Raw genomic sequence first — 13690 nt, 5'->3', positions numbered from 1 at the left:
GTGCAGAAGAGGGGGAGCACCCAGTGGATACAGCGTTCACGGGTCTCACCTCCTCGAATGTGTCACGGTCGTCTTTTCGGCGACTCACGGAGGCTATCAGCTAGGGATTCAGAACGTGGGCAAGCATTGCGTCGACGCCTGCCGTGAACTCCGTGACGAAGCCACCGCCGCCGTGTCCCGCGTCGTCGACGACCACGAGCCGACTCGCCGGCCACAGCCGGGCCATCTGCCACGCGGTGTCCAACGGACTGGAGACGTCGTATCGACCGTGCACGAGAACGGCCGGTATCGCTGCGATCCGGTCCATCGAGGCCATGATCTGCCCCTCCTCGAGAAAGCAGTCATTGCTCCAGTAGTGCGTGACCAGGCGCGCGAAGACGCTGCGGAACACCGGATCCGAGTACCGCGGGCTCGGCTGCCAGCCGGGCACCAGGGACACGTGCGTGTCCTCCCACTCGCACCATTTCCTGGCCGCCTCCTCACGAACCGCCGCGTCCGGGTCGGACAGCAGCAGCGTGTAGGCCGCCGCGAGTTCACCACCGCGCTCGGCCTCGGGAACCCCCTCGACGAATCGGTCCCACTCCTCCGGGAACACCCGCCCCATCGCGCGGGTGATCCAGTCGATCTCGACGCGGGTGCCTGCGGTCACCGCGCCGAGCACCATCGCCAGCACCCGGCCGGGGTGCTGCTGCGCGTACGCCAGCGCCAGCGTCACGCCCCACGACACCCCGCTCACGATCCACCGGTCGATACCCAGATGTTCGCGCAGCCGCTCGATGTCCGCGACCAGGTGAGCGGTGGTGTTCGAGGAGAGGTCCACGTCCGGTCCGTCCGCGAGCGGGCGGCTGCGGCCGCAGCCACGCTGATCGAACAGCACCGCCCGGCTCCGCGACGGGTCGAAATACCGTCGGGCACCGGCGGCAGCGCCGGAGCCAGGACCGCCGTGCAGGAACAGCACCGGCACCCCGCCGGGGTCGCCGACGCTCTCCCAGTAGAGGACATGCCCGTCGGACACGTCGAGTAGGCCCGATTCGTGCGGCTCGATCGGCGGGTATCGCGTGCTCACCGGAACAGCATGCCGAACCGCCGAGGTCCGATCCACATCCTCGAGATCGCGCCTACACTCGGACCACATGGGGATGATGTTCGCAATGACGATTCCGGGGCTGGTGTGCCTGCTCGTCCTGGCCGCGTTCGCCGAGACCCTGTTCAATCGCCTCACCGGCGGCCGTTTCCTGCCGTGGACCCGCCGCGGTGGGCACCGCACGGTGTCGGCCACCGGCTTCGAGGAGGTCACGGCGGTGTTCCAGGGCTCGAAGCATCACGAGTTCGAGCAGCGCCAGGTGTCCCTGATGCATCGCGAGGACGACGCGGACGGGGCGCCGCCGCTGGTGCGCGTGGATATCGGATCGAACCGTGCCGTGCTGCGCAACGCAAGCGACGTACCCCGCTGACGGGTCAGTCCGCCAGCACGTCGAGGGCCGCCGAAAGCTGCCCCAGCGCCTCCAGGGCCCGACGGAATTCCTCGACCCCCAGCTGATTCGCGAGCCGGTCGGCGAAGGCGCGCTGGTCGGGCGTGATGCGCTGCATCGCCGCCCGACCCTCGGCGGTCAGCTGCAGCAGCTTGGCCCGGCGGTGGGCGGGATTCGGCAGGTACTCCGCGAATCCCTTGTCCACCATCAGGTCAGCAATCCGCTGCACGCTCTGCCGGGTGATGCCCATGGCCCGCGCGATGCCCGCGACCGGCAGGGGTTCGTCGACGACCGCGCCGAGCACCTGCCACCACGCGGCGGTGAGACCGGCGGGCCGGGCCAGATCCTCCGCCACCGCCAGGAACTGGCCGTTGAGCCGGAACGCGGTCAGGGCGGCGCCGGCGAGCAGCTCGGCCGGCTTCGGCTCGGTCATTGCGCGGTCGCCGCCTGCAACACCTCGAACGCACTCGCGTCCGAACGCGCGTACAGCCGGTACCAGGCGTCGAGCACCTCCGGGGTGTAGATATCGAGGCGCCCCAGGATCTCGCGGGCGAACTCGACGGGGTTCGTCGCGCCCGCAGTGATCAGATCCCGATCGGTCACTGCGGGCTCGTCCCGGTACCGGCCGCCGCCCGCGTAGCCGGTCATGGCCAGGAAGTACGCGACGTTGCTGGTGTGGTCACGGTCGTCGAGCAGGCCCTCGCCCGCGAGCCCGTAGGTCGCGCCGCAGATCGCAGCGACCGGCACGCCCGCATCGAGGAACGCGCGCGCCTTGGCCGCGAACGGGGCCAGGGCGTCGCCGCCGATCCAGGCGTCGGCCCCGGGCAGGATCAGCATCGCACTGTCCTCGGCGTCGAGATCGGCCAGGACGAGGTCCGGGATCATGCGCACGCCGCCGGCGGTGGTCACCGGGTCCAGGGTCTGCCCGACGGTGGACACCGAGTAGCGACCCGGTTCGCGCTGCCACTGACGCTGGTTGATGTGCGCGATGGCGTGACCGGTCTCCCAGTCCGCGAGGGTGTCGTAGACGGCCAGGTGCACCACTTGATTCCTCATGACAGCATTCTGTCATATAGACAGCATGCTGTCACTGTGGTAGGCATACGTCACACCCTCACCGCAGCGACCAGTCGGCGCACAGACACCGGCTCCGGGACGCCCTCCCCCACCCACGGTGCGGGTTCCGGCTCACCGGCCACGGTCCGCAGCGGGACCACGCCCGCCCAGTCGCCGGAGGCAGCCGACGGCGCGGGCGGCGGCGCGTCGCGCACCTTGACCGTCCAGCAGCCCGGCTCGATCGGCAACGCGATCGCCAGGGTCGCCGCGAGCTCCTTCTTCGTGTGGGTGCGCACCTCCGAGCTCCGGCCGGGGATCAGTGAATCGGACAACAAGTCGAGGGCGTCCACCGCACCGTCCCCGCTGAACGCGGTCAGGCGACCCCGCACGACGGCCGACCGGTAGTTGGCAGTGGAGTCGAACAGGGTGTCCGCCACCACGATCCCGTCGAGCATCGTCACCGAGAACGCCACCGGCGCGCCGGCCGCGACGTGCCGTAGGGCGCCGGCGCCCGTCGACCCGTGCAGCACGATGCGGTCACCGTCGCGGGCGTAGAGCATGGGCACCACCCACGGCAGTCCGTCCACCACGGTCGAGAGGGTGCCCACCGCCGCGGCATCGAGCACAGCGTCGAGATCGGATCGGTCACTTCTGGCGAGGTCGGTATATCTCCTGATCTGCTCCATGCACCAGATCGTGCCCACTTTCCGGTACCGTCGACAGGCCCAGAATCACTCAAACCTCAAGACCACAATTCGACGGCTCAGGGCGCTTTGACGTGGTCATCGAGGAAGCGCTCCGTCAGCGCGGCAATCGTCGCCGCCTGAGCGTGGAACAGATAGTGATGGCCGTCCAGAATCGTGACCTGCTGGATCGCGGGGTTGCTGATCGTCGCGTGGTGCGAGGACTCCCATTCCGGTTCCAGCTCGAGCGAGGAGGCAGCCAGAATCGACAGGACCGGCAGCGTCGGCGGGAACACGGCCCCCTCGGCCGCTCGCACGTTCTCCGCTCCTCGGGCAACCTCATCCAGCATGGTCGGGTTCAACACCCACGAGTACGCCCCCAGGTACAGGTCCTGCTGGTCCGGCGTGTAGTCGGTGGCGTCGCCGAGGCTCTCCCGGTAGTCGGCGACCAGCCCCAGGTAGTCGGTGCGCTTGTCCAGGGCGAGCAGGTCCCGAATGCCGCCGACAGAGGTGACCGTGGACATCCAGCCCGGCCAGTCCGCGTCGCCCTGGGCACCTTCCGAGGTGTAACGCTCGTCGTCCAGGCCCACCACTGCGGCGACCTCGCCCGGCAGATGCGTGGCCCACCACGTCGCGTACAGACCCGAAATCGAATGGGGCATCAGCACATAGGGACCGCTCAGTCCTAGGCCCTCCAGCGCGGCCCGCGTCTCGGCCACGATCGCTTCGCTGGTGCGCGGGGCATCGGTGCCGTCGCTGAGGCCCAGCCCGAAGTACTCGACGGTGACGACCGTGTTTCTTTCCGCCAGGCGACGAGCCAGCGGGGCGAAGCCGAGGATCGGTTCCGGCGTGCCCAGGCCGGGCATCAGGACAATGGTGCGCGGTCCCGATCCCTGGACCGCGACACTCATCCGGCGCCCGTCCACCTCGACATAGCGATGGACGGGGCCGATCGCTTCTTCGATGGCCGCCTTGTCGCGCGGTGTCTGCCACCGATGGAAGCCTGCCGAGACCGCAACGGCGAGGACGGCCAATGCGACGACGCCGGCGATCACCCGCCCGACCACACGGAGTACGCGGCGCGGCCGGGATCGCTTCGACGTCACGCTGTTCACTGTGGCCTCCAGGCTCAATTGGGTGTGCAGGTTTGGTCTTTCGGCGGCAGTTCACCGGTCGTCAGGTAGCGGACGGCGACGTCCGTGGCGCACGAGCTGGTTCCCGGGATGCCGCCGGGGAGCCCGAACGGCGTCCGCTGGGGCAGGACGAGGTGGGCGGCTTTGCCCTCCACCGTGACCAGTCGCGAACCGGCGACCAGGTCGCGGAGGGCGCGCGCGCCGCCGGCCGGTGTGACCGCGTCGCGCTCGTTGGTGACCAGCAGCATGCCCGGCACCTCGCCCAACCCCGACCGCGAATCCGCTTGCCCGGGAAACGGCCACTGCGCGCACACGGCGGAGAACCCCATCCCGAGGTACGTCAGCGGCGCCTGCTCGGCCGCCCGCTGCTGCTCCGCGAGCACGGCATTCGTGTCGTGGCTCCATTCCGCGGCATTGCAGTTGTAGGCCGTCCACCAACCCTGCCGCGGGCCGCCGGAGAGCACCGCACCGAGCTCGCGGTCGATCAGCGGCGAGAGCTGGAACTGGGAGATCATTCCGACGGCCGCCTGGACCGATGCGGGAGACGGATCGCCCGACACCGCTGCGCGAACCGTGAGGAGCTTCGACAACACGGCCTCGTTGACGGCGTTCCCGACCCCGAACAGGATCGAGTTCAGGTCGTTCGAGGTGAACGCCTGACCCCGAGAAGCCGGATGGGCCGGGCCGCGAGGTCGGCGCGGAGCGTCGTGATCGATGCCAGCACCCGCTCCGCGGAGTCGCCGAGAGCGGTTCCGCGGGTCGCCACCCAGGGCGCGAACTCGGCCTCCACCGCCCGCTGCCGAGCCCGATACCGTTCTTGCAGAACCTCGTTCGGACTCCTGAGCGGATCGACGACGGAATCGAGCACCCACCGGTCGACACGGCCGGGGAAGGTCCGCGCCAGCTCTCTCCCGAGCGCCGTCCCCTGCGACACCCCGAGGTAGCTCCACTTGTCCGCACGTAGGAGCTGCCGCACCAGGTCCAGGTCGCGCACCGTCTGCCAGTAGGTGATGTAGGGCGCCGTCGACGCGCCATCCGGGGTCGTGGCCGCCCCGGCGAGGCATCGCTCGGTCCACCGCCGCGCGTCGTCCAGCTGACGGGCCACGGACGGCGCCGAGAAGTCGAGGACGTCGTAGCCCTCCCGTGGGCCGGTGGCGAGGAGACCGGGATCCCCGGAGACGGCGGGATCACACGACTGCGCCGTCGACGACGTGGATGTTCCCCGCGCGTCGAAACCGATGAGGTCGAACGATTCCCGGAGCTTCGGCATTCCGCCGGAGAAGCTATGAGGGTCGAGGAGGGTACCGGCGCCCGAACCGCCGGTGCTTGTCAGCAGCGGTGTGGTCGCGCCGCCCGTGCCGGGGAGCCTCGAGATCCAGAAGGTCGCCTCGCGCCCGTCGGCGGGATGCGCCCAGTCGAGCGGAGTGCGGATACGGGCGCAGTCGAGACCGGGCAGTACCGCCGATCGGGCCGCCGCGTAGCCGTCGCCGGCCAGCGCGTGGTCGAGGAGGTCCGAGGGACACGGATGCCAGCGGAGCTCCTGGTCGGCATACCCGGCGGGGACGCCCGGCTCCAGCTCCGGCGCCGGTGCCGCGGTCGCAGTGACGCTCCCGGCGAACCCGATGAGCAACGCGGACCCCGCCGCGAGGACGACCCGCGATTTCCGCCCCCGAAGGACCATGCGCACTACAACCCCTCCCCTGTGGCGAAGTCGGCCGCATCGGCACACCTCGCTCCTGCCTCGACCATTTCCCCCTGGCCGAACCTCTCCCATTGGAACATGCCACCGTCACGTCGTCGGCGTGGGGATGTGGAGCAGGGACCACCACCGAGAGAATCGGGTCGGAGGTCAGGGCGAGCGAAACCCTCTGCCTGCGGCAAGTAACAAATCATCAATGTCAGTTGATGTTTCAGATCGTGAGCATTCCTTCCTATCTCGACGGCACCCCACGGTTTCGCGTTCGCACCGCCCTCACCTGCTCGATGGCGGTTATGGCGCTCATCGCGTCGGCACCTGTCGTGATGGCCGCGCCGGCTTCGAGCGCACCCGCCGACTGCGTGCCCTTCGGCACCGCACAGGTGCCGCCCGGCCTACCGTCGTTCGGAGCCAGGGACGGATTGGTGAATCTCCCGGAGTTCCGCGACTCCGGAGCCCCCGAGAGCGTGGAACTGCGCACCCAGACAACCCAGTTCAATAAGTTCTGGGACTACGCGCTGGCGGGGAACGCGTTGCTCACCCGGCCTCGAGTGCGGAATGGTGCCAGTCCCGAACCGTGGCGATACGCGCCGCTGCCGACGTGCCTGCGTGACCGCCTGGTCGGAATCTCGGTCGACGACGACGAGCTGATCGCGGTCGACGAGGACGGCTGGATCTACACCATGGACAACGCCTCACAGGCCCCCGTCTTCTGGAACTGGACCTCGTCGTTCGGGGCGCCGTTGTGGACCGGCAAGGGCAAGAAGCTTCCCGGCGGCGATCCGGGCACCTGGGCGTTGAGCGTCGGATCGCCATGGGACAACCAGACCTACGCGGATGTCGCCGGCCGGATCCACTTCTTCGGGCTCGCGAAGATGACGATGGTGCCCACGCTGACAGGGGACGGCAGCCGCATCACTTACGCCGACCCGTGGCTACCCGACGACGACAGCTACGAGATCGGCGGTCCCGTCGGCGGACGCTTCCAGTCGATCGCGCTTTCCTCCTCGGCCTCAACCACTTTCGTGATGAACAAGTACGGCGACATGTACACCCGCAACTACGACATCGACGGCACCGGCGGGGACTCGGTGTTCTTCCGCTACAGCTGGGACGACCAAGGCGGCAAACCCACCGCGCCGAACTCCGCCTTCGAAGCGTGGTTCAAGAACTACGCCGCAATCCAGTTGCCGGCGCAGGACTGGGTGCACCAGCCCAAGATCCCAGGCGAGATCACCTCCGCGATCAGTGTGCACTCCACCGGCGTAGGCCCGGACCGCCGGGAGCTGCGCGTGGCCGGTGAGAAGGACGGACGCACCGGATTCTGGCACAAGGATGTGACGGCCCCGGTGTGGGAGTTCGCACCCACCGGCGCGCCTCTACCCGGCATCGCGCTGCGAAACTCGCCTGCCGACCGATCCTCGGACACCCTTGCGCCCCCTGCGCCGTGGAACCTGTCTGCACCCCTGCCCGGCCGCGACACCGTCGTCGACGCGCAGTTACTCGTCGACTGGCAGGTTCCGTATTCGATCCTCGACCCACGCCTGCTCGACCAGGCCGGCCTGAAGGCGGGGCCGTCCGGGTACAGGCTGTCCATCGAGCACTTCGATCCGGCCACGACCACCCGACCCGCCACGGTCACAGCACCCGATGGGAAGACCATCCCGGTGCTCCTGCACACCGCCGACGGCCTGCGCATGGGGCCACGCGGTACCGGCCTCGACGATCAGCCGAGGCACCTGGTCGGTGCGATAGAGGTGCCCCGCGCCGCCTACGACGCGCGTGGCTCGGATCCGACTCTCGATGCGTTCGTTCGGGACTGGTCGAAGGGCAAGCGGGTGTCACCCATCACCCTCAGCGCCACCGACCACGACCTGGTGGTGCGCTAGGCGTACTGGCACCGCCCGCCGATCCGGGTTCACGGAACATGGCTCAGCGCGGCAGGCCGAGCACGCGCTGTGCGATGACATTGAGCTGGATCTCGATGGTTCCGCCCCCGAACATGACGGCCGGGACTCCCAGATAGTCACGGACATACGGCTCCTCCGGGCTGCCCACACAGCCGAGCGGTCCGAGCAGGGCGACCACCGCGCGGGAACCCTCGCGCTGGGCGATGGCGTGGAACACCTTCTGCACGCTGTTCAGGGACCCGGTGGTGTCCTCCGACCCGTGGAGTCGCTGCAGCACGCTCCGCAGGTTCAGCGCCGCCACCGACAGCTCGCGGGCGGTGTTTCGGCCGAGGACACGCATGGCCTCGTCCCGGGTGCTCCCGTACTCGTCGCGGTCGAGCAGCCGACGAACCATGTTCGCCGATCCGTGGCCCAGCTTGGCCGATCCCATCTTCAGTCGCTCGTTCGACAGCGTGGTGACCGCAAGCCGCCAGCCGTCGCCCGGGCCGGCGACGACGCCGTCATCCGGCACGAACACCTCGTCGAGGAAGACCTCGTTGAACTCCCAGATTCCGGTCACCTGGCGAAGCGGCCGCACGTCGACGCCGGGAGCGTGCATGTCGATGAGGAAGTAGGTCAGACCGGCGTGCTTCGGCACGTCCGCGTCGGTCCGTGCGAGGCACACTCCCCAATCCGCCTCCTGCGCCTGGGAGTTCCACACCTTCTGTCCGGTGAGCACCCAGCCACCGTCGACCTTGCGGGCACGGGTGGACAGGCCGGCGAGATCCGATCCCGCACCGGGCTCGGAGAACAACTGGCACCAGATGAGCTCCCCGCGCAGGGTGGCCGGGACGAACCGCTTCTGCTGCTCCTCGCTGCCGTGCGCGACCAGGGTGGGCAGCACCCACTCGGCGATTCCCATGTCGGGCTGGGTGAGGCCACGCCGGGCGAACTCGTCGCCGATAACCGCCTGCTCCACCGGTCCGGCGTCGAGCCCGTAGGGCTGCGGGTAGTGCGGCGCGGTCAGACCCTCCGCCGCCAGCCGGGCGCGACGGGATCCACCCCGGGCCGGGGCCCATCCCTCCGACGGGATCTCGTCGTCGGGAAGCGCCAGCACCTCGTCCAACGCACGCCCGACGCGCTCCCGCAACTCCGGCAGCGAATCCCCGTCGATGAACGAGAAGTCGCGTTCGGTGTGCAGGGCCGCATCTCCCAGTCGTGCCGCCCAGATGTCCTGCGCGCCAACCGCGGAGGAGATGCTGATGGCACGGCGCCAGTACAGGTGCGCGTCATGCTCCCAGGTGAACCCGATCCCGCCGAGCAGGCTGATGCAGTCCAGCGCCTGGTCGACACCGGCCGGAACCGCGGTGAGCGCCGCCTGCGCCGCCGCGAGCCGCTGCTGATCGGCACTCGCATCGGCCGCACGGGCCGCGTCCCACGCGGCGGCGCAGGCCACCTGGGATCGCACCAGCATCAACGCCGCCTTGTGCTGGACCGCCTGGAAGCTGCCGACCGGGCGTCCGAACTGGTGGCGGGTGCGCACATAGTCCACGGCGGTCTCCACACACCACGCGGCGATCCCGCTGGCCTCGGCCCCCAGCAGCGAGGTGGCGACAAGGTCGACCCGATCCGCATCGAGTCCGGACAACGCCCGCTCGTGAGGAATCCGGTGACCGGCGAGTTCGAGCCGGCCCACCGAGCGCGTCAGGTCGAGCGCCTCGCAGGGCGCCACCTTCGCGGTGGTCGTGGCCTCGTCGAGATCCGCCCGCTCGAGCCAGAACCACAGGTTTCCGCCGGAGGTGCCCTCGAGTGGGGCACGCACCAACACCCGCTCGGCGCCCGGCAGCCCGATGGTGGGATCGGAGGCCCCCTCGACCTCCCAACCGCCGGCCACCGGCTGTGCGGTCAGCCGGTTACCGGTGACGAGCGCGCCAGTGGCGCCGCCGGCGAATGCAGCGAGCAGATCGTCGGCGCCGTTCGAGGCCGTCGCAGCCACGGCGCTCGTCAGGACCGTGGGCAGGTACGGGCCGGGGAACATGGCCTTCCCGAGCTGCTCGACCACGACCGCCAGCACCGGGAGCCCGCAGTCCGAACCGCCCACGGCCTCCGGCAGGTGCATGTTGTGCAGGCCCTGCCGCACCACCGCATCCCACACCGAGGCGGGGCAGGTACCGGCGGAGAGGGCGTCGAACTGTTTGCGGGTGGCGGTAATCGGCACCGTCCGGCGGGCGAAGGCCGCGACGGAGTCCGCGAGCGCCCGCTGATCCTCGTCGATCGATAGTGACATGTGTCCTCCTGGAACGAAGTTCGTGTGGGTTAGGGCTGCCGCGCGCTGGGGGCGGTCAGCTCGTCCGACAGTTCCCACAGGGCAGCGGCGGTGGCGGGATCGGTGGCGTGGTCGGCGGCCGCGCCGACCCCGCAGTCCGCGAGGTAGGCACCGCCCACCGAGTCGAGCTCCGGCGCGGTTGCTCCCCATACCGACGTCGCCGCGGCGGCGGGGATGGACTTGAGGTTCGTCAGCGCGTTCGGTGAGCCCGCCGACATGCGCTTCATCTCCGCCATGTCGTCCCGGGACATGTGGCGCGCGAGGCCGGTGGCGCACACTCCCGGATGAACCGAGAAGGCTTGGACGCCCTGGCCGCCGACCCGTCGCTCGATCTCGACGGTCATCAGGACGTTCGCGGCCTTGGACTGGGCGTAGGCGACGAACTTGTCGTAGGTGCGGCTCTGGAAGTTCGGATCGACGAGATCGACGGGGTACGCACGGTGCGCGTCCGAGGACACCGTGATCACGCGGGCCGGGACATCGGATCGATCGGCGGAGGCAGACATCGACGGCAGCAGCAGGGTGGTGAGCGCGAAGTGGCCGAGGTGGTTGGTGCCGAACTGGAGCTCGAACCCATCACGGGTGCGTTCGAACGGCGTGTACATCACCCCGGCGTTGTTGATCAGGATGTCCACCGGCGTCCGCCGCTCGAACAGCCTATCCGCCAGGGCACGAACGCTTTCCAGGTCCGCGAGGTCGAGCCCGAACGCCTCCGGCTCCGATGAGGGATGCGCCTCACGGATCTGTGTCGCCACCGAGTGGGCAGCTGCGATGTCGCGGGCGGTGAGGATGACGTGTGCGCCCGCACCGGCCAGCGCGCGGGCGGTCTCGGCGCCCAGACCGCTCGTCACCCCGGTCACGAGCACGGTGCGCCCGCTCAGGTCGACGCCGTCGAGGACCTCGTCCGTGGTGCTCGCGCTGCCGAGGGTTGCCCCCTGCTGTGTCATTCCGGCGAGACCTCCTCCCAGTCGGTGGACAGCCGCGAGGTCCACCGGGGGTCGCGGCGGTCGAGATACGCGCGAACTCCCTCGGCCGCATCGGGTTTGCCCATCACCCGCAGGTGCAGGTCCGTCTCGAGTACCGCAACCTTCTCCGGGCCGTACCCGTGTCGAGCGGTCTGCCACAGCAGTCGCTTGGACAGCGCGACCGACATCGGCGCGGTGTTCACCGCGATGTCACGAGCCACCTCCAAAGCAGCGGACAGCACCTCGCCGGACGGCAGACACCGGCTCGCCAGACCCAACCGGACAGCCTCGGCGCCGTCGAAGGTGCGGCCCGTCAACAGCACATCCGCCGCGGCCGCCATGCCGGCGAAATGCGGAACGGTCCAATGGGACATCGCGTCTGGCAGCACCCCTCGGCGGACCTGCGGGATCGCGTACTTGGCGTCCTCGGCGACGATCCGGATGTCGGCCTGCATCGCGAGCGTGAACCCGATTCCGATGGCATGCCCGTTCACCGCGGCGATCACCGGTTTACGCAGATCGAAGGCCGGTGGATTGACCGGCGAGGCGGTGAACTCGGCAGCTGGAGCGTCGAAGGTGTCGGCACCACCGGCGAGATCCGCGCCCGCACAGAAGGCGGGGGCGCACCGGTGAGCACGATGGCCCGGATCGAATCGTCCTCGTCGAGGGTCCGATAGGCCTCGCCCAGCGCGCGGCCCATCGCGCTGGTGAACGCGTTGCGCCGGTCGGGCCGGTCGAGGGTCACCACTGCGACTCCGCCGTCCACCTGCACGGATACCCCGCTCATGGCCGCGCCGCCTGCACGGCCGAGATCAACTCGGCGACATGCTCGTTCGAGACCGGATAGCCGGGGAAGTAGCAGCACACCCGGTCCGCGTGGTCGCCGAACCGGGCGACGATCTCCGCCGCGCACTGCTCGGGGTCCCGTGCACCGCGAGGGTGGTCATCATGTCAGCGTCGATCAACTCCGTCATCGCGGCGACCTCGCCGCGCTTGGAGAGCACGTTGAGTTCCGGCTGCACGTCCGCCCACCCCTCGACCTCCAGCACCGGCCGGTATGCCGGGGTGGAGCCGTAGAACGCGAGCAGGCGCCGCACGCCACGCGCCGCCGCGTCCAGTTCCTCCGGGGTGCGGCCGGTTCCCACGATGACCTGCGGGTAGATCGCGAGGTCCGATCGTGAACGTCCGCCGAGCGCGAGACCCGCCTCGATCGCGGGCAGGGTCCGTTCCCGGAAGTGCCTGGCGCTGTTGAACGGCATGACGAGCAGACCGTCCGCGACCTCCGCGGCCGCCCGCGTCATCAGCGGCCCCAACGCCCCGAGACAGATCTCCGGAGGCCCATACGGATTGGGCCCGGGGTTGAAGGTCGGGGGCATGAGGGTATGCGTGGTGAACTCGCCCTGGAACTTGAGCGGGCCACCGCCCTCCCACGCGGCGAAGATTGCCTTGATCGCGAGCACCATCTCGCGCATGTGGGCGGCGGGCTTCGACCACTCGGTACCGTACCGACGCTCGATGTGCGGCCGGATCTGTGAGCCCAGGCCCAACCGGAACCGCCCGCGACTCAGGGTCTGCAGATCGTTGGCGGTGTGGGCCAGGTGCATCGGGCTGCGGGGCAGCGCGATGGCCACGTTCGTCATCAGGTCCGCCTCGACGACGCCCGACGCCGCGACAAGCGGGACGAACACGTCATGGGCCCCCTCGAAGGTGAACAGCCCGTCCGCGCCGAGCGCGACCAGCTCACGCGCCCGCGCGGCCGCGTCCTCGGGCCTGCCGTCCAACTGCACGTCGACCTTCATCGGCGCACCGACTTGATGTCCGCCGCCTCGGTCGCGTGCGCGGCCAGCACGTACAGGGAGCCTGCGAGCGCGTCGACGAAGTCCTCCTCGTCCTCCACTCCCGGGTGAGCCCACGCATTGTCGTGGTGCCCGAGAGCAGGTCGAACAGGAACATCGCATTCACCCCGGCGGCGATTTCCCCCCGAGCGACGGCGCCGTCCAGCAGATCCTGGAAGGCCTTGCGCACCGGCGCCCCGATGGCGAGCAGGCGCTGGCGCGCCTCCTGAGTCTGGGAGTCGGCGAGCAGGCCCGGCACCCCGGCGCGCGCTGCGGGACGCGCGGCACGAACCAGGAATATCCGCACCCACGTTGCGAGGTCCGTTCGTAGGTCGCCCGACTCCTCCGGCAGCGGGTGTCCCCCGGTCCCGTGGACGGCCTCCTCGATCAACGCCTCGCGAGTGGGCCATCGGCGATAGATGGCGGGGGTGTTGACGCCTGCCATCCGCGCAATCGCGGCGACGGTCGTCTGCTGGTAGCCGACCTCCGCCAGGAGGCGGCGGGTCGCGACGAGCGTCGCCTCGTCCTTGCTCAGATCACGGGGACGCCCGGCGCGGGGCGGATTCTCATGCTTCACTATTACATAGTAACTCGTTACGTTAGTCGTCGCGGCGCTTCGCCCTTCGCCCCTAGGA

The 13690-nt window shown here is 69.6% G+C and carries 12 protein-coding genes and 2 pseudogenes; 2 read left to right on the top strand and 12 right to left on the bottom strand.

What is annotated here, in order from left to right:
• Nucleotides 1-100: 100 nt before the first annotated feature.
• Entirely contained in the window at nt 101-1066 is a 966-nt protein-coding gene (gene pip / locus BTZ20_RS02755; RefSeq protein WP_077043431.1) for a prolyl aminopeptidase, read from the bottom strand.
• Nucleotides 1067-1151: 85 nt separating this feature from the next.
• On the opposite strand from pip, the gene BTZ20_RS02750 reads away from it, so the two are divergent.
• Complete coding sequence (locus tag BTZ20_RS02750) at nt 1152-1454, top strand: DUF6191 domain-containing protein (RefSeq protein ID WP_411269103.1); 303 nt, start codon at nt 1152-1154, stop codon at nt 1452-1454.
• 4 nt (nt 1455-1458) lie between these two features.
• Here the strand turns inward: BTZ20_RS02750 and BTZ20_RS02745 are convergent, their stop codons facing one another.
• The 6 genes from BTZ20_RS02745 to BTZ20_RS02720 form a co-directional block, all read right to left on the bottom strand.
• Nucleotides 1459-1905 (bottom strand): MarR family winged helix-turn-helix transcriptional regulator, encoded by a 447-nt coding sequence (locus BTZ20_RS02745; protein WP_077040293.1) that lies wholly within the window; start codon nt 1903-1905, stop codon nt 1459-1461.
• Entirely contained in the window at nt 1902-2528 is a 627-nt protein-coding gene (locus BTZ20_RS02740) for a DJ-1/PfpI family protein (protein WP_077040292.1), read from the bottom strand. Before BTZ20_RS02740 ends, BTZ20_RS02745 begins: the two co-directional genes overlap by 4 nt.
• A gap of 50 nt (nt 2529-2578) precedes the next feature.
• The gene (locus BTZ20_RS02735; protein WP_077043430.1) at nt 2579-3214 is read right to left on the bottom strand and encodes a pyridoxamine 5'-phosphate oxidase family protein; all 636 of its coding nucleotides are present in this window, start codon (nt 3212-3214) and stop codon (nt 2579-2581) included.
• Between the two features lie 77 nt (nt 3215-3291).
• On the bottom strand, nt 3292-4266 hold the full coding sequence (locus BTZ20_RS02730) for an alpha/beta fold hydrolase (RefSeq protein ID WP_223263594.1): 975 nt from the start codon (nt 4264-4266) through the stop codon (nt 3292-3294).
• Between the two features lie 74 nt (nt 4267-4340).
• Nucleotides 4341-4934: an alpha/beta hydrolase gene (locus BTZ20_RS02725; RefSeq protein ID WP_145982175.1), complete on the bottom strand. Its 594-nt coding sequence runs from the start codon at nt 4932-4934 to the stop codon at nt 4341-4343.
• Between the two features lie 44 nt (nt 4935-4978).
• Complete coding sequence (locus tag BTZ20_RS02720; protein WP_189636570.1) at nt 4979-6025, bottom strand: alpha/beta fold hydrolase; 1047 nt, start codon at nt 6023-6025, stop codon at nt 4979-4981.
• Nucleotides 6026-6327: 302 nt separating this feature from the next.
• Between BTZ20_RS02720 and BTZ20_RS02715 the strand changes: the two genes are divergently transcribed.
• Complete coding sequence (locus tag BTZ20_RS02715) at nt 6328-7929, top strand: hypothetical protein (RefSeq protein WP_189636660.1); 1602 nt, start codon at nt 6328-6330, stop codon at nt 7927-7929.
• Between the two features lie 43 nt (nt 7930-7972).
• Here the strand turns inward: BTZ20_RS02715 and BTZ20_RS02710 are convergent, their stop codons facing one another.
• From BTZ20_RS02710 to BTZ20_RS02690, 5 genes and pseudogenes are all read right to left on the bottom strand, one after another.
• The gene (locus BTZ20_RS02710) at nt 7973-10216 is read right to left on the bottom strand and encodes an acyl-CoA dehydrogenase (RefSeq protein WP_077040288.1); all 2244 of its coding nucleotides are present in this window, start codon (nt 10214-10216) and stop codon (nt 7973-7975) included.
• Between the two features lie 29 nt (nt 10217-10245).
• Complete coding sequence (locus tag BTZ20_RS02705; RefSeq protein WP_077040287.1) at nt 10246-11202, bottom strand: SDR family NAD(P)-dependent oxidoreductase; 957 nt, start codon at nt 11200-11202, stop codon at nt 10246-10248.
• Nucleotides 11199-12007: pseudogene (locus BTZ20_RS02700) on the bottom strand (enoyl-CoA hydratase/isomerase family protein). The gene BTZ20_RS02705 and the pseudogene BTZ20_RS02700 overlap by 4 nt, the downstream one beginning before the upstream one ends.
• Nucleotides 12004-13019 (bottom strand): annotated as a pseudogene (locus tag BTZ20_RS02695) (TIGR03617 family F420-dependent LLM class oxidoreductase). The pseudogenes BTZ20_RS02700 and BTZ20_RS02695 overlap by 4 nt, the downstream one beginning before the upstream one ends.
• Complete coding sequence (locus tag BTZ20_RS02690) at nt 12961-13632, bottom strand: TetR/AcrR family transcriptional regulator (protein WP_223263593.1); 672 nt, start codon at nt 13630-13632, stop codon at nt 12961-12963. Before BTZ20_RS02690 ends, BTZ20_RS02695 begins: the two are co-directional and overlap by 59 nt.
• Nucleotides 13633-13690 lie beyond the last annotated feature (58 nt).

Origin of the sequence: Rhodococcus sp. MTM3W5.2 (assembly GCF_001984015.1) — a bacterium.
Taxonomy (GTDB): Bacteria; Actinomycetota; Actinomycetes; order Mycobacteriales; family Mycobacteriaceae; genus Rhodococcus_G; species Rhodococcus_G oryzae.
This window is presented reverse-complemented; position numbering and strand designations above follow the sequence as displayed.

Coding starts and splice junctions, on each gene's coding strand:
- BTZ20_RS02750 (WP_411269103.1), top strand. CDS start 1,152: ATGACGATTCCGGGGCTGGTGTGCCTGCTCGTCCTGGCCGCGTTCGCC.
- BTZ20_RS02745 (WP_077040293.1), bottom strand. CDS start 1,905: ATGACCGAGCCGAAGCCGGCCGAGCTGCTCGCCGGCGCCGCCCTGACC.
- BTZ20_RS02740 (WP_077040292.1), bottom strand. CDS start 2,528: ATGAGGAATCAAGTGGTGCACCTGGCCGTCTACGACACCCTCGCGGAC.
- BTZ20_RS02735 (WP_077043430.1), bottom strand. CDS start 3,214: ATGGAGCAGATCAGGAGATATACCGACCTCGCCAGAAGTGACCGATCC.
- BTZ20_RS02720 (WP_189636570.1), bottom strand. CDS start 6,025: ATGGTCCTTCGGGGGCGGAAATCGCGGGTCGTCCTCGCGGCGGGGTCC.
- BTZ20_RS02715 (WP_189636660.1), top strand. CDS start 6,328: ATGGCGGTTATGGCGCTCATCGCGTCGGCACCTGTCGTGATGGCCGCG.
- BTZ20_RS02710 (WP_077040288.1), bottom strand. CDS start 10,216: ATGTCACTATCGATCGACGAGGATCAGCGGGCGCTCGCGGACTCCGTC.
- BTZ20_RS02705 (WP_077040287.1), bottom strand. CDS start 11,202: ATGACACAGCAGGGGGCAACCCTCGGCAGCGCGAGCACCACGGACGAG.